Below are 14,603 nucleotides of genomic sequence, written 5' to 3' on the forward strand. Positions count from 1 at the left end.
CGATACACTTTATCTTAACGCCACTTTTATGAATGAGAACATGACGGAGAACGCCCTACTCTTATTAAGCGACCCGAACGCCTGGGTAGCATTTTTCACACTCTCCGCACTCGAGATCATCCTTGGCATAGACAACATTATCTTCATTAGCGTCATCGCCAATCGCTTACCAATTGAAATACGAGAAAAAGTACGTCGCTTTGGTCTGCTGTTTGCTTTAGGCACCAGAATTCTGCTGCTACTCAGCCTCTCTTGGGTAATGAGCTTAACTGCACCGATCTTTACGATTTCTGATCACCCGATCAGCGGTAGAGACCTCATCTTACTGCTTGGTGGATTCTTCCTCATCTGGAAAGCCTCAAAAGAAATCTATACAGAAGTTGAGCTTGGAGAACATAACGACGTATCTTCAAGCGATAGCCCGAATAAGGTCAATAAATCGATGTTCAGTTTGTTTATAGGCTCTATTCTGCAAATTGGTCTACTAGATATCATCTTCTCCCTAGATAGCGTGATTACTGCTGTAGGCATGGTGGATCAAATTAGTATCATGATTGCCGCTGTTATGACATCAATTTTGATCATGCTTGTGGCCGCCAAACCTATTGGTGACTTTGTGCATCGACACCCCTCCATTAAAGTGCTGGCATTATCATTTTTGACAGTTGTGGGAGTAGTTCTGATCGCTGAAGGTATGGGTATGCATATTCCCAAGGGTTATGTGTATGTCGCCATGGGCTTTTCATTAGCTGTTGAACTCTTGAATATTCGCTCAAGAGAAAAGAAAAGGCGTAAAGCCTAAGCCTACAGATTCATAGAGTATTTTCTAGAGGGCTTGTGCGCAAGCAAAGCCGCTGGCCCATGCCCACTGAAAATTGTGACCACCTAAGTGCCCAGTAACGTCTACACACTCACCAATGAAGTACAGACCCTGATGTTTACGTGACATCATGGTTTGACCATCTAGATCTTTGCTACTTACACCACCTAACATCACCTCGGCTTTTTTCCACCCAAGAGTACCAGCAGGTTTAACAGACCAGTTTGTTAAGAGATCCTTTAGGGCTTGGCGATCCTTTTTAGATACCTCTGCCCACTTCCGCCCATGTAGATTGCTTTTTTCTGCAAAGGCTTTGGCCAAACGTTGTGGCAACACAGAAGCTAATATTGTTTCAGTTAGCTTCAGTCGATGATCATCATCATTAAAGATTTCATCACAACGAACTGCGCCAGACTGATCAAGATTCGCAAGCCAATCAATTCGGATTGGTTCGCCCTCTACCCAATAGCTACTTGCCTGCAAAATTGCAGGTCCCGATAGACCCTTATGGGTTATCAAAACATCTTCGCTGAAACGGCAAGCGCCATATCTTGCGCTCTTTGATCCTGAGTTAATTCCGATGGGCACACTCAGCCCAGCAAGCTCACTCAAACCAGAAAAGGTCTCTGCAGTAAATGACAGTGGCACTAAAGCAGGCCTTGGTTCTATGACATTCAAACCAAATTGCTTAGCAATATCTAATGAATAGGCCGTTGCCCCAATAGCTGGCACAGGCAATCCGCCCGTTGCCATTACCACCGCATGGGATTTTTCAATCCCCGCATTAGTGTTGATAAGCCACTGATTGCCCTCTTGGGCAATAGATTCAACGGCTACTGGATGACGAATGGTGACATTGCCACGAGCACACTCAGACATCAGCATTTCTATAACCTGCTTGGCAGAGTCGTCGCAAAAGAGCTGACCTTGATGTTTCTCGTGATAAGCAATGCGATATGACTGAATCAGCTTGATGAATTCGGTGGATGGGTATCTTGCTAGTGCGCTTTTGACAAAATGGGGATTAAGTGACAAGAAATTAGCGGGGCCACTATACAAGTTCGTGAAATTGCACCGACCACCACCACTAATCCGAATCTTTTCGCCTAGAACAGAAGCATGATCTATAACAAGAACCTTCTTGCCGAGCTGTCCAGCTACGCCCGCGCAAAATAAGCCTGCAGCCCCGCCACCAATAATGATGGCATCCCATGTTTTATTCATTAGTGCTAGTGCTACTCAAAACGATCCATGATCTCAGAAGAAACGTTAAGTTTTTTCATGTGAAGCTTGGTGTAAGCCTGACGAAAATTTTTCGTCATTGAGATCATGACTGATGCGGTCCATGCAAAAGCAAACATCCCAGAAAAAGCAATAATCACCGCCAGCATTTTCCAGCCATCTGGCAAGATGTCTTCCATGAAACCCATAGCCGTATATGTGCTGCCACTAAAGAGAATACTCTGTCCCAGAGCAGGTAATAATTTCAACCCATAAAGCGCAAAACCCCAAAGCAAAATCTCAGCAATATGCGTTAAGAATAAATACAGCACGCTGATATAAAAGCAAATTCCAACCTCAGAATATTTGTGCTCAGCAAGGTAAATAAACGTTTTAACTTCATAGCGTTTTGCAATCTGTAACAATATCGCTCCATGAAATATCATTACTAGCAATAGCATAGCTCCACCCACAATATATCCAGGCAAATCTATTGCGGTAGCGAAACTGATGTGTGAAGAATTCATATTCAGGTTAAGAGTATTTTGGGTATTTTACTAAGTGCAAAGGCTCTCAAGCCAACTGATACCACTCTTCAATCAACTTCCAGGCCTCTTGGGCGGTTTCTACAAAGTGAATGATTTGCATATCACCTTCATCAATGACACCGAAGTTCACCATCCCTTTAAAGTTCACCATCTCATTCCAAAACGATTTGCCTACCAATATCACTGGAATACTTACTACTTTCTTAGTTTGAATGAGCGTCAGCACCTCAAACAATTCGTCGAAAGACCCAAAGCCACCAGGGTAAGCAACGATTGCCCTCGCGCGTAACATGAAATGCATTTTACGGAGCGCAAAGTAATGAAAGCGAAAGCTTAATCCTGGGCTGATGTAGGGGTTGGGATGCTGCTCTCTTGGCAAGCTAATATTAAAACCAATCGTCTGATCACCGTGCTCATACGCACCTCGATTAGCAGCCTCCATAATTCCAGGGCCGCCGCCAGTACAAATATGCAACTTATTAGCGTTTTCTTGTTGTGTTTTGTTATATCTCGCGACTAGTGAACCAAACTCTCTAGCAGACTCATAGTATTGACTATGAAGTAAGGCTGTTTCGGCCTCTACTTTTTCCATAGGAGTCTTTGCATCTCGTACAAGCACTTCTGCTGATTCCCGACTTACAAAGCGTGTGGAGCCAAATACAGTGATGGTATGGTCAATTCCATGTTCTTTTAGAAGAATTTCAGGCTTTAAGAGCTCGAGCTCAAACCGAATCCCAATCGTCTCCCTGCGGGACAAAAATTCTTCGTCATCAAAGGCAAATTTATACGAATCGACAGACTCTTCTTCAGCTGTCTGTGCTTTATGCAGATTTAGAAACTCTGTAATAGTCTGCGCATTGTTTACCGGGAGCTTAGGGCTCATATGTAAAACCTTAAGTAGTCAATGTGATCTCATCTTACTATTTAAATCACAAAAATCAGTATTAATACCTAGTTTAGCGAGGTTATTGCTAGGTTCATGCTTACAAAGATTTACGATGAAGCGAAGTAGCGTTAATATTGCTCTAATTTCAACTAAAACGAAGGAAAACCCCATGAGCAATCGTTCAATCATCATTATGGTACTAGTGTTAATTGGTGCCACTGCTTACCTACTAATGAAGGGTGATGGCAATATTGATATGGGCGGTGAAAAGCATGGTACTGAAGCAACTCATATTGAAGAGGCGAAAAAAGATGCTCCAGCCGCTGCTCCTGAAGCCCCAGCTACTGCTCCTGCAGCCCCAGCTGCTGCTCCTGCAGCTGATGCCAAGAAGTAATCTTTATTAAGCACACCAAAACCGCGGTCCGCCGCGGTTTTTTTATCCTCATCGCATGAAAAAAATTCTTTTTTCTTTTCTGCTATTTTGCTCTTCCTCTATTTGCTACAGTCAAAGCACTCGGATTATGAATACTATTAATGCAGCCATGCTGTCTTCATTTGCGCCGACAGGCACTCTGCGAGTTGGCATTAACCTTGGCAACCCAATTCTGGCAGGCGAAGATCCAGTAACTCATCAATTACAAGGCGTGACTATTGATATCGCTCGCGAAATTGGCAAACGCACTGGTCTCCCAGTTGAACTGATTCCATTTAAGACTGCTGGCAATACAGTCGATGCCATTAAGGCTGGCAATATCGACTTAGTCTTTGTTGCCATTGATCCTATTAGAGGCGCTGATATCAGCTATACCCCGCCTTATATTCAGATTGAAGGGGCGTATATGGTCAAAGCAAATTCCACTCTCAATTCAAATGAACAAGTGGATGTCGTTGGCAATGAAATCGTAGTCGGCAAAGGAAGTGCTTATGACCTTTTTCTAACTCGTGAAATCAAGAATGCCAGCCTCTTGAGGGCAGCAAGCTCTCAAGCAGTAGTAGATGACTTTATGTCTGGCAAAGGCAATGTTGCCGCAGGTGTAAAACAGCAACTAGAGAGTGATGCAAAACGATATACGGGATTGCGCATGCTCCCAGGTCGTTTTATGGTGATCAATCAAGCGATTGGTATTCCGAAAGCAAGACCTCAATATGAAAGCACCACTGCTTACTTAAGCGAAATTATTTCTCAGCTTAAACAGTCTGGGTTTGTAGCGCAAGCTATGCAGCGCCATAACATTGAAGGCGCAAAAGTAGCTGAATAAAGTCTAGCAATTATACGAATGGAGTCGCTCTGGAACGATCACGTTTTTCCAGCTCAACTCCTCACGAATGCATTGAGCTAATACCGAGGCTGATTCCGGTTCACCATGAACTACAAAGACAGTCTTGGGTGGCGACTCAAAGCCTCGTAGCCAATCTAGCAAACCAGCTTGGTCAGCGTGAGCTGACAGACCTCCAATAGTGTGTATCGAGGCTCTGACAGCCACCTCTTCGCCAAACAACTTCACTTTAGGTGCCTTATCTACCAGGCGCCTACCTAAGCTTCCATATGCCTGAAAGCCAGTAATCACAATCGCGTTTTGCGCTCTGGGTAAGTTATTTGCTAAGTGATGCACTATCCGTCCAGCATCACACATGCCGCTTGCAGAAATAATAATGGCACCGCCTTTAATCTTATTGAGCGCTTTTGACTCTTCGACATCCGCAATGAAGCGAAGATCTACTGCGCTAGGATTATTTTTATACCAACTTAATGTTGATTGTGAATGGGAATCCAATTGCGAGAAATAATGCTCTGTTAACTGGGTTGCAGCTGTTGCCATAGGTGAATCAACCCAAACAGAAAGATGTGGCAATAATTTTCTTCTGACCAAATCAATCAGAATAAATAATATTTCTTGAGTTCTACCTACAGCAAATGCCGGAATGATGACATTGCCTTGATTGGTCATAGTTGACTGAATCACTTCAATAAACTCTTGTTCGGTCTCACTTAAACCTCGATGCAATCGATCGCCATAGGTCGACTCGACCACCACTACATCAGCCTTTGCGATCAAATCCGGATCAGGCATCAGCACCTTGCCTTTCATGCCGATATCGCCAGAAAAGACACAACGTTTATTTGGAACGCCATCTTCTTGAATATCGATTACGGCTATAGCAGAACCTAAGATATGGCCCGCATTCTGAAACTGTAAATGAAATCCAGGTATAAGCTCATGAACTTGGCTATATTCCAAGACCTCAAATTGAGTAAGAGCTAGGTCAACTTCTTCTCGAGAATACAGGGCTACTGGCAACTCTCCGCGCCACTTACCCAGCTTCATCTTTCGTTCTGCGCGCTCTAAATCCGCCAACTGTAAATGCGCGCTATCTGGCAATAAGATCTTGAGCAATTCGTATGTTGCTTTAGTACAGTAGATGGGGCCCTTAAATCCCTGAGCGCATAGACGAGGCAGCAATCCACTATGATCAATGTGCGCATGCGTAAGGACAACGAAGTCCAAATCCTTGGGGGCTATGGGCATAGGCTCTAGATTCTTATTGCTTGCCTCTCGTCCACCCTGAAACATTCCATAGTCCACCATAAAATGGTGCGGCTTATTAGCAAGCTTAACCTCAACTAAATGTCGAGAGCCCGTTACCTCACCTGCTGCGCCTAAAAACTGAATCTTCATACTCTCAGAATACTCTCTCTTACAATTAGCTCAAGTACCTAACTAAGACCACAATGCTCAAATGACTTCCATGCAAGGCAAGCCCAATACGCTCAATGCATTAGGGTTAATCTCGCGCCTACGACGTACCCCCGCAGAACATAAAGGCCATGCTGGCAAAGTAATTTTGGTGGGCGGCTCGGCAGGTATGGCTGGCGCACTTTTGCTTGCTGGAAACGCATGCCTTCATCTTGGGGCAGGCTGGACTATTCTGGAAATGCTCGACCCCGCTTCCGCACATGCCGATTATGAACAGCCAGAGCTCATGATTCGCCTAGCAAAGCCAAATCCAACTGATTCATTAAGTCAAGAGCAAGCCGATGTTCTCGGTATTGGTCCGGGCCTGGGAACTTCCAAGCTTGCAATGGAGTGGCTTCAAGCCAGCCTTACTTCGGAATCTATTCCACTGATTATTGATGCAGATGCCCTTAACCTGATAGCAAACTCACCAGAATTATTAAACGCTTTGCAAGCTCGTAACAAATGCTATCCCAGTCAAACCGTTTTAACCCCCCATCCTGGTGAAGCAGCAAGACTACTTGGTCAGTCGACTTCTGATATTCAGGCTGATCGAATTAACGCCCTTAAAAAACTAGTTTCTTTAACTCAATCTATCATCATTCTTAAAGGACAACATACCTTACTTGCTGCGCCTGATAGAGAGATACTCCAGTGTGAACAAGGCAATCCAGGTATGGGTACTGGAGGCATGGGTGATGTTTTAACTGGTAGCATTAGCGCCATCGCTGCTCAAGGCGTACGCCATCATCTCAATCTATGGGAGGCTAGCTGTGTGGCGGTTCAATTGCATGCACTTGCTGCTGACAGCCTAGTTCAAAAAGGGACTGGTCCGATAGGCCTTACTCCTTCTGAGACAATTCTTGAGATGCGAACTCTTCTGAATAACCTGCTATAAATCAGCATGAAATCAGCCAGCTCCGCACATCACAAGCAACGCTACCTTTATGGCATTTTGATGGCTGGCATTGGAGCCATGCTGTTCTCGGGTAAAGCCGTATTAGTAAAGCTTGCTTTTACATACGGTGCAAATGCGGAAACTTTATTAGCCTTGCGCATGCTCATGGCCCTACCGCTATTCTTGGCTATTTTTTGGTGGGAAGCCAGAAGAAAACCTATGAGTCCCATTACCTGGCTCGACCGTGGAAAATTATTCTTCTTGGGTTTTCTAGGTTACTTTCTCTCGAGCTACGTTGACTTTTTAGGTCTTCAATATATCTCTGTTGGTTTAGAGCGTATTGTTCTCTACCTCACGCCTACCATCGTATTGTTAATTTCCTACTTTGGTTTAGGAAAATCCATCTCACGCATGCAATGGTACGCATTAATTGTTGGCTACCTTGGTGTTTTTATTGTGTTTATTCAAGATGCTAGCTCTACAGGACTGCATGCATGGTTAGGCATGCTGTTAGTCTTTGGTAGTGCTTGTAGTTATGCCTTGTACATGATCGGCTCGGGTGAGATGGTCAAACGGATTGGTAGCGTGCGCTTGGTGGTCTATGCCAGCTCAGCCTCTATGGTATTTAGCGTGATTCAATCTACCCTATACAACCCTAGCGCGATCTTTGAGCAGGTCGCAGAAATATATTGGCTTAGCCTACTCAACGCAAGCCTGTGTACTGTGATTCCAATGCTACTGATCATGATTTCGATTAATCGCATTGGCTCACCCTTGGTTGCCCAAGCCGGCATACTCGGACCAGTCTCAACTATTTTTCTGGGTTACTTTGTTTTATCTGAACCCATTACAGGCATGCAAATCGGCGGCATGATTTTAGTGATTGCCGCAATGTGGTTGTTAGTGCGCAATGAGCCGCCAACAAAAAAGTCGCCGAACTCGCAAAAGTCAGACGACCTGGATGTTGAGCCGTTAAATTAAATAACGACCATAAATTAGTAGTGAATTACTGAGCTGTGGCTTCTGCTGCTTTTGCCTTCTTCTTAGACTTCTTCTTTGATTTCTTTTCGGCCTTCTTCTGCTGCTTAGCCTGCTTCTTAGCCTTCTTGGCTTCCGCTTTATCTGTTGGTGCCGCAGTTGGCGCTGGGGCAGCGGCAGGAGCTGAAACTGGTGCAGGATCTGCCGCCAAAACTGAGAGTGGTGATAAAGCAATACTGACTGAAACCAAACATGCCAAAGTCAAACGAGCGGTACGAGAAATCATGCGTTACTCCAGAAAGGTTTGTAGATGTGATCATGATACCCAAAAAAAGTAGATAAATACCAAATCTATCGTTTTTGCTAATCGGGCTGAACTTGTTCGGGGTAAATAAAAAGGCCATCAATTGATGGCCTTTGGTGTAACTAGATTTAGAGATTTTATGCAGGCTGAGCTTGAGTCTCTGCGATCTTTTCTAGAGCACCAGCAAGATGATCAACTGTACGATCAACATGCCCTAGTTTTTCTAAGCCAAACAAACCAATACGGAAGGTGCGGAAATCTGGGCGCTCGTCACATTGCAGAGGCACACCTGCCGCTGTCTGCAAGCCTAATGCGATGAACTTCTTACCCGATTGAATATCCGGATCAGTGGTGTAGCTAACAACTACGCCTGGAGCTTGGAATCCTTTAGCAGAAACAGAGCGATAACCTTTAGACTCCAAAAGCTTGCGTACCTTCTCGCCCAACTCCACTTGTTTTGCTTTGAGTTTGGCAAAACCAAGTGATTGCGTTTCTTTCATCACATTGCGCAAAATTTTGAGTGCATCAGTCGGCATGGTGGTGTGATAAACATGGCCACCTTTTTCATAGGCCTCCATAATTTGCAGCCACTTCTTTAAATCCATGGAGAAGCTACTGCTTTGAGTTGCATCAATACGCTCACGAGCGCGCTCGCCCAGGGCAATTAAGGCACAACAAGGTGAGCTGCTCCAGCCTTTTTGGGGCGCAGTAATCAATACGTCAACATTGCAGGCTTTCATATCAACCCACATCGCGCCAGAGGCGATGCAATCCAAAACAAACAATCCATTCACGGAACGCACAGCCTCACCCACCGCTTTAATATAGTCATCGGGCAGAATGATTCCTGCGGATGTCTCAACGTGCGGTGCAAATACTACTGCAGGCTTTTCTTTCTTAATAAAGGCAACAACCTCTTCAATTGGAGCGGGGGCAAATACACCTTGAGCAGAGTCATCCAATTGGCGACCCTTGATAACTGAAACCTCACTGGCGATATTATCCAAGTCAAAAATTTGCGTCCAACGATAACTAAACCATCCATTACGCAAGACCAAGCACTTTTGCTTATTTGCAAACTGACGCGCAACCGCTTCCATGCCAAAAGTACCGCTACCAGGAACGATTACTGCAGAGCTTGCGTTGTAAGCATCTTTCAACACGCTAGAGATATCCACCATCACACGCTTGAACTCTTCAGACATGTGATTCAAGGAGCGGTCGGTATAGACCACTGAGAACTCTAACAATCCATCTGGATCAACATGAGGGAGTAAGCCTGGCATAGTAATTTCCTGGGAATTTCTGTGAATAGTCCTAAATGATACCGATTTACGTATTTATTGCACCGCAACCTTAGCCCGCTTGCTTAATTTGACCCTTTTAAAGCCATCAAGACGGAAAACCTGAGCTTAGATCTCACTAATCCGCGCCAAATTGAAGACTATTCTTCTGACGCTTCTCAATAGCATTCTTAAGCAAGGCGGCCATCCGATAGAAACCATGTGCAAACTTGCTGTACGGCATTGTTAAGAAAAATGCCATTACAAAACCCAAATGAATAGTCAGCAGTAGTGTCATTACCGAAGTATCACGATAGGCTAATAGAGCCAAACCAGATGCACTAATTAAAAATAGCAGCACAATAAACGCCCTATCCATTGGTTTTTGAGTGGCATCGCCGTGAGCGGCATTTCTACGTAAGTTCAGATATAGCAAACCTGCTGGTCCAATTAATAAACCAATACCACCCAGTGTTCCCAGTAGCACCGGCAAACTAGTCAAATCATAGGGAGCATGCAAATCAAGGAAGTAGTGATAAATCGTGGCCACACTCGTAGCGGCAAAGCACAATATGAACCCATAGAAAGTGAAGTGATGAAAACGCCTTCTCCATAGAGAGAAAGCATCGTCTTCGTTATTGCAACCTTCTCCATGTCCACCACCGAGATATTTCAAGGTCAATGCATCATGAGTCGCCTCTGTCACCACATCCCCCGAAATACCACCAGGATCAATGCCATTCCAAAAACGGACCAAGCCGACAGCCAAAGCCAATACTGCAAAACTAAAGACTGCACCAAACATTAAAGCCAAGGTGTTATGTGAAAACACGGCATAGAAGTTTCCATTCAGAGGCCCAGATGAAAGTGAACCATTGAGTGCAGCACTAAGCAACAAGAAAAAGGTAATTGATATAGCTGTTGCTAATGACAATACCAAACCATTCTTTTTATATAGACCACCTAGAGTTCTTGGCCAAGCATAAGTCATATAGGTTTCTTTACGAACTTGGGCCATTACCTGTGGAATATTCACTCCGAATTCATGTGGGGGAGCATATTGACAAGCATGCAGACAGGCGCCGCAGTTGTGACATAGATTCGCTAAATAATTAACCACGCTTGGAGTAAATTCAATACGACGTGTCATCGCCGGAAATACAGCACAGAATCCCTCGCAATAACGACACGCATTACAAATCTGTAACATACGGTCAGCTTCAGACTCTGGAGTAATGGCTACAGCTCTAGCCTCTTGAATTAGCGTATTAAGCGCTTGCATATCCAAGCTCCATTGATTGTTTTCTTGCGGCTTGCGCTGCTTGAACTCCAGCAGCACGTCCAAATACAGTACCAATTGCCATTCCTATCCCAGCCGCATAACCTTTGCCCAAGACATTCCCAGCCATCATCTCGCCAGCAACAAATAAATTTGAGCTTGGTGCACCATTAAAACGAACCGCAGCGGTTTCATCAGTCTTTAAACCAAGATAAGTAAATGTCACACCAGGGCGAACTGCGTATCCATAGAAAGGCCCTTGATCAATCGGTAAGGCCCAATGTGTTTTTGCAGGCTCAATACCTTCTGTATGGCAATCATCCAAAATAGTGTGATCAAAGCTGCCCACCCTGCATGCTGCGTTATAAGTCTTTATAGTTTCCAAAAGGGCTTGAGGGTCAAGACCTAGTTTTTTCGCAAGCTCTTCCAGAGTGTCGGCTTTCTCACCTGGAAAAACTGGCGGCATGAATCGTCCCAGTACTTTTGAATCAATAATGGAGTACCCAATCTGTCCTGGTTGTTGCGCCACTAATCTTCCCCAGAAGGCATAGCGCTTAGGCCAAAAATCCTCACCCTCATCTGAGAAGCGTTGAGCATTTTTATTTACAACAATTCCGAATGACACCGCATCGATACGGGTGCAAATGCCGCCATCATACAAAGGGGCACGGGCATCAATGGCAACCATATGGGCTTGCGTTGGATCGCTAACTGAATCTGCACCCAAGCCAATCAACTGCTTAATCAACACACCTTGGTTATAGCGTGTACCCCGAATAAGAAAGTTCTCTGCGGGTGACTCACCATACTCATTAACGCCCCAGGCTTCTTTAAGCCACTCGCGATTAGATTCAAATCCTCCAGCAGCCATGACACATGCCCTCGCTGTAATACGTTCGTTACCAACGTACGCAGCGATAAATTGACCATCCTGAATTTCTACAGACGATACAGGGGACTCATAGCGTATTTGTACGCCCAACTTCTCCGCACTGCGATAGTAAGCGTTGACCAAGGCTTTACCACCGCCCATAAAGAATGCATTAGTACGTGAGAGATTTAATGTGCCAGAAAGTGGGGGCTGAAAACGAACGCCGTGATGTTGCATCCACTGACGACATTGTGATGAGGCACGTATAACGTGACGCGCCAATTTTTCATCAGTATGGCCACTAGTAACTTTTAGAACATCTTGCCAATACTCTTCTTCAGAATAGGATTCCAGCATCACATCTTCTGGCTGATCGTGCATTGCGCGAATATTACGTGTGTGTGACGAATTACCACCGCGCCACTCTTTTGGGGCAGCCTCCAAGAGAAGAACGCTAGCGCCTGCTTCCCTAGCAATAAGGGCTGCACACAGAGCGGCATTACCACCGCCAATCACTAGAACATCAACCATGGGGCTTTTTGAAGAAAAGAAAATACTTTACCGTTTTTTTGGCTTATTTACCAAGACCCAAATCAAGCATTAGAAGATCGACTCTTAGTCGAGGATACCCAGATACCAAGTGCGATGAGTGCAAACGCCACTCCATGAAAGAGCTGTGGAGGCTCGCCCAACATTGCCGCAGACAAAAGAGCGGTAAATAAAGGAATAAAGTTCGCAAAGAATGCTGCCACGGTAGGACCTGCGCCATTAACCCCTAGTCCCCAGCAACGATAAGCAATTAAGGATGGGCCCACTGCCACAAACACAATAAGCGAGCCAGTCCATGCGTTAAGCTCAAGATGCGCATGTCCCATCGCTATCTCAAAACCATCAAAGAAACTAGTCCACAGCAATCCAACTAATACCTGCGCCATTAAGAAGTCTGCCCATGGCCACTGTCGCTCGGTACTAGAGTCAGGACGACTCAGCATCCAACTATAGAAAGCCCACAAGATAGTGGCTAACATAATCAATAAATCACCCTCCACCATTTCCATAGAAAGTAATGCGGATAACTCACCCCTAGTCAATACTATTGCCACGCCAATCAATGAAACGATTGCGCCTAACAACTGCAACAGACTAGGTTTCACTTGATACCAAACAGCGCCAATGAATAGCATCCAAATCGGCATGCTTGCGCCTATCAAGGTAACGTTAATTGCAGTTGACGTCTGCAATGCTAAATAGAGCAACACGTTGTAACTGCCTACCCCAAAGAGTCCTAATAAAATAAAGCGTTTTTTGTTTTGCCACAAAGCGCTATCGGGTTTAAATACACGCCAACCCAATGGCAACAACAATAGAGCAGCCAAACCCCAGCGTACTGCACTTAGCGTAATTGGTGAAACACTTCCCACCAAAAGGCGGCCTGCTATAGCATTCCCCGCCCACAGGGCTGTGGCAATTAATAAATAGGCAACGGTAGCAAGGGTGAGTTTAGGCATTTAGACTTAGCGGGTGTGGCGCTATCTAGCATTGTAGAAACAATTCCTTGGTATTGCTAAGATAGAGCTTGTAGATGCATACAAATACATTACAAGGATTGATTGTGCCAGTTATTACCAATATCGAAGACTTGCGGGTTCTTCACAAAAAACGTACTCCCAAGATGTTCTACGACTACGCAGACTCTGGCTCTTGGACTGAGTCCACTTATCGTGCCAATGAATCTGACTTTCAGAAAATCAAATTACGTCAACGCGTAGCCGTTGACATGACAAACCGCACGACCAAAACCAAAATGGTCGGGCAAGAAGTAGCTATGCCGGTAGCGCTTGCCCCAACTGGACTTACCGGCATGCAACACGCCGATGGAGAAATTTTGGCAGCCAAAGCCGCTGAAAAATTCGGCGTACCTTTTTGTCTTTCAACCATGAGTATTTGCTCTATTGAAGATGTTGCCGAGCGCACGACCAAACCTTTTTGGTTTCAACTATATGTCATGAAAGACCGCGGCTTTATTGAACGTCTAATTGAACGCGCTAAAGCTGCAAAATGTTCTGCCCTTGTTTTAACGCTTGATTTACAAATTCTTGGTCAACGCCACAAGGATTTGAAGAATGGTTTATCAGCTCCGCCTAAATTAACCATTGCCAATATGATCAATATGGCCACCAAGCCACGTTGGTGCCTGGGCATGGCAATGACTCCTCGTAGGACTTTTAGGAATATTGTTGGCCATGCTACTGGTGTAGGCAACATGTCCTCCCTCTCCTCCTGGACAGCCGAGCAATTTGATCCGGGCCTCAATTGGGGTGATGTAGAGTGGATTAAAAAGCTGTGGGGTGGAAAGCTCATTATTAAAGGCATCTTGGATGAAGAAGATGCAAGAATGGCTGCAAACACTGGTGCTGATGCACTAATTGTTTCGAATCATGGTGGCCGCCAACTTGATGGTGCTGTGTCTAGTATTCAGGCGCTACCAGGCATTGTGGATGCAGTTGGCAAAGATATTGAAGTGTGGATGGATGGTGGTATTCGATCCGGTCAAGACGTTCTTAAAGCCTGGGCACTTGGTGCTCGCGGTACGATGATTGGCCGCCCCTTCCTCTATGGCTTAGGCGCAATGGGTGAAGCCGGCGTAACCAAGTGCCTCGAGCTCATTCATAATGAATTAGACATCACCATGGCTTTTACTGGTCATCGCGATATTCATAATGTAACTAAAGATATTTTGTACCCAGGGACTTTCTAAATTTCTTACTTACTTAATCACC

The 14,603-nt window shown here is 45.0% G+C and carries 15 protein-coding genes; 6 read left to right on the forward strand and 9 right to left on the reverse strand.

Annotation, left to right across the window (positions count from 1 at the left end; all coding sequences use genetic code 11):
• The first annotated feature begins 40 nt into the window (after window positions 1-40).
• Entirely contained in the window at window positions 41-802 is a 762-nt protein-coding gene (locus NHB35_RS07270) for a TerC family protein (RefSeq protein WP_353431713.1), read from the forward strand.
• 24 nt (window positions 803-826) lie between these two features.
• Here the strand turns inward: NHB35_RS07270 and NHB35_RS07275 are convergent, their stop codons facing one another.
• From NHB35_RS07275 to NHB35_RS07285, 3 genes are read right to left on the reverse strand one after another with little or no spacing between them, the layout of a single operon-like run.
• Complete coding sequence (locus NHB35_RS07275) at window positions 827-2,044, reverse strand: aminoacetone oxidase family FAD-binding enzyme (protein WP_353431714.1); 1,218 nt, start codon at window positions 2,042-2,044, stop codon at window positions 827-829.
• 11 nt (window positions 2,045-2,055) lie between these two features.
• On the reverse strand, window positions 2,056-2,568 hold the full coding sequence (locus NHB35_RS07280; protein ID WP_353431715.1) for a hypothetical protein: 513 nt from the start codon (window positions 2,566-2,568) through the stop codon (window positions 2,056-2,058).
• A gap of 46 nt (window positions 2,569-2,614) precedes the next feature.
• Window positions 2,615-3,472 carry an LOG family protein gene (locus tag NHB35_RS07285; RefSeq protein WP_353431716.1) on the reverse strand — a complete coding sequence of 286 codons (858 nt, stop codon included), beginning with the start codon at window positions 3,470-3,472 and terminating at the stop codon, window positions 2,615-2,617.
• A 172-nt stretch (window positions 3,473-3,644) separates the two neighbouring features.
• Here NHB35_RS07285 and NHB35_RS07290 point away from each other — a divergent pair, with 172 nt between their 5' ends.
• The gene (locus tag NHB35_RS07290; RefSeq protein WP_353431718.1) at window positions 3,645-3,869 is read left to right on the forward strand and encodes a hypothetical protein; all 225 of its coding nucleotides are present in this window, start codon (window positions 3,645-3,647) and stop codon (window positions 3,867-3,869) included.
• Between the two features lie 127 nt (window positions 3,870-3,996).
• The gene (locus NHB35_RS07295) at window positions 3,997-4,734 is read left to right on the forward strand and encodes an ABC transporter substrate-binding protein (RefSeq protein ID WP_353431719.1); all 738 of its coding nucleotides are present in this window, start codon (window positions 3,997-3,999) and stop codon (window positions 4,732-4,734) included.
• Window positions 4,735-4,737: 3 nt separating this feature from the next.
• Here NHB35_RS07295 and NHB35_RS07300 read toward each other — a convergent pair whose 3' ends face one another.
• Window positions 4,738-6,153, reverse strand: a complete 1,416-nt coding sequence (locus tag NHB35_RS07300; RefSeq protein ID WP_353431721.1) for an MBL fold metallo-hydrolase — start codon at window positions 6,151-6,153, stop codon at window positions 4,738-4,740.
• 61 nt (window positions 6,154-6,214) lie between these two features.
• On the opposite strand from NHB35_RS07300, the gene NHB35_RS07305 reads away from it, so the two are divergent.
• Together NHB35_RS07305 and NHB35_RS07310 are read left to right on the forward strand one after the other, a co-directional pair.
• A complete protein-coding gene (locus NHB35_RS07305; protein ID WP_353431722.1) occupies window positions 6,215-7,108 on the forward strand; it encodes an NAD(P)H-hydrate dehydratase in 894 nt (297 codons plus the stop codon).
• Window positions 7,109-7,114: 6 nt separating this feature from the next.
• The gene (locus tag NHB35_RS07310; RefSeq protein WP_353431723.1) at window positions 7,115-8,089 is read left to right on the forward strand and encodes a DMT family transporter; all 975 of its coding nucleotides are present in this window, start codon (window positions 7,115-7,117) and stop codon (window positions 8,087-8,089) included.
• A 25-nt stretch (window positions 8,090-8,114) separates the two neighbouring features.
• Here NHB35_RS07310 and NHB35_RS07315 read toward each other — a convergent pair whose 3' ends face one another.
• The 5 genes from NHB35_RS07315 to NHB35_RS07335 form a co-directional block, all read right to left on the reverse strand.
• Window positions 8,115-8,372 carry a protein tyrosine phosphatase gene (locus tag NHB35_RS07315; protein WP_353431724.1) on the reverse strand — a complete coding sequence of 86 codons (258 nt, stop codon included), beginning with the start codon at window positions 8,370-8,372 and terminating at the stop codon, window positions 8,115-8,117.
• A 155-nt stretch (window positions 8,373-8,527) separates the two neighbouring features.
• Window positions 8,528-9,676 carry an aminotransferase class V-fold PLP-dependent enzyme gene (locus NHB35_RS07320; protein WP_353431725.1) on the reverse strand — a complete coding sequence of 383 codons (1,149 nt, stop codon included), beginning with the start codon at window positions 9,674-9,676 and terminating at the stop codon, window positions 8,528-8,530.
• 136 nt (window positions 9,677-9,812) lie between these two features.
• Entirely contained in the window at window positions 9,813-10,955 is a 1,143-nt protein-coding gene (gene tcuB / locus NHB35_RS07325; protein WP_353431726.1) for a tricarballylate utilization 4Fe-4S protein TcuB, read from the reverse strand.
• Window positions 10,942-12,354, reverse strand: a complete 1,413-nt coding sequence (gene tcuA, locus NHB35_RS07330) for an FAD-dependent tricarballylate dehydrogenase TcuA (RefSeq protein WP_353431727.1) — start codon at window positions 12,352-12,354, stop codon at window positions 10,942-10,944. Before tcuA ends, tcuB begins: the two co-directional genes overlap by 14 nt.
• A 62-nt stretch (window positions 12,355-12,416) precedes the next feature.
• Window positions 12,417-13,331, reverse strand: a complete 915-nt coding sequence (locus NHB35_RS07335) for a DMT family transporter (protein ID WP_353431728.1) — start codon at window positions 13,329-13,331, stop codon at window positions 12,417-12,419.
• A 104-nt stretch (window positions 13,332-13,435) separates the two neighbouring features.
• Here NHB35_RS07335 and NHB35_RS07340 point away from each other — a divergent pair, with 104 nt between their 5' ends.
• Window positions 13,436-14,581 (forward strand): alpha-hydroxy acid oxidase, encoded by a 1,146-nt coding sequence (locus NHB35_RS07340; protein ID WP_353433421.1) that lies wholly within the window; start codon window positions 13,436-13,438, stop codon window positions 14,579-14,581.
• The last annotated feature ends 22 nt before the right edge of the window (window positions 14,582-14,603 follow it).

It is taken from the genome of Polynucleobacter sp. MWH-UH23A, from assembly GCF_040409805.1.
GTDB lineage: Bacteria > Pseudomonadota > Gammaproteobacteria > Burkholderiales > Burkholderiaceae > Polynucleobacter.

What these genes read in the sequence shown, in the direction of transcription:
- NHB35_RS07275 (WP_353431714.1), bottom strand. Translation starts at nt 2,044, where the DNA reads ATGAATAAAACATGGGATGCCATCATTATTGGTGGCGGGGCTGCAGGC.
- tcuB (WP_353431726.1), bottom strand. Translation starts at nt 10,955, where the DNA reads ATGCAAGCGCTTAATACGCTAATTCAAGAGGCTAGAGCTGTAGCCATT.
- NHB35_RS07270 (WP_353431713.1), top strand. Translation starts at nt 41, where the DNA reads ATGACGGAGAACGCCCTACTCTTATTAAGCGACCCGAACGCCTGGGTA.
- NHB35_RS07295 (WP_353431719.1), top strand. Translation starts at nt 3,997, where the DNA reads ATGAATACTATTAATGCAGCCATGCTGTCTTCATTTGCGCCGACAGGC.
- NHB35_RS07305 (WP_353431722.1), top strand. Translation starts at nt 6,215, where the DNA reads ATGACTTCCATGCAAGGCAAGCCCAATACGCTCAATGCATTAGGGTTA.
- NHB35_RS07290 (WP_353431718.1), top strand. Translation starts at nt 3,645, where the DNA reads ATGAGCAATCGTTCAATCATCATTATGGTACTAGTGTTAATTGGTGCC.
- NHB35_RS07280 (WP_353431715.1), bottom strand. Translation starts at nt 2,568, where the DNA reads ATGAATTCTTCACACATCAGTTTCGCTACCGCAATAGATTTGCCTGGA.
- tcuA (WP_353431727.1), bottom strand. Translation starts at nt 12,354, where the DNA reads ATGGTTGATGTTCTAGTGATTGGCGGTGGTAATGCCGCTCTGTGTGCA.
- NHB35_RS07285 (WP_353431716.1), bottom strand. Translation starts at nt 3,472, where the DNA reads ATGAGCCCTAAGCTCCCGGTAAACAATGCGCAGACTATTACAGAGTTT.
- NHB35_RS07300 (WP_353431721.1), bottom strand. Translation starts at nt 6,153, where the DNA reads ATGAAGATTCAGTTTTTAGGCGCAGCAGGTGAGGTAACGGGCTCTCGA.
- NHB35_RS07320 (WP_353431725.1), bottom strand. Translation starts at nt 9,676, where the DNA reads ATGCCAGGCTTACTCCCTCATGTTGATCCAGATGGATTGTTAGAGTTC.
- NHB35_RS07335 (WP_353431728.1), bottom strand. Translation starts at nt 13,331, where the DNA reads ATGCCTAAACTCACCCTTGCTACCGTTGCCTATTTATTAATTGCCACA.
- NHB35_RS07310 (WP_353431723.1), top strand. Translation starts at nt 7,115, where the DNA reads ATGAAATCAGCCAGCTCCGCACATCACAAGCAACGCTACCTTTATGGC.
- NHB35_RS07315 (WP_353431724.1), bottom strand. Translation starts at nt 8,372, where the DNA reads ATGATTTCTCGTACCGCTCGTTTGACTTTGGCATGTTTGGTTTCAGTC.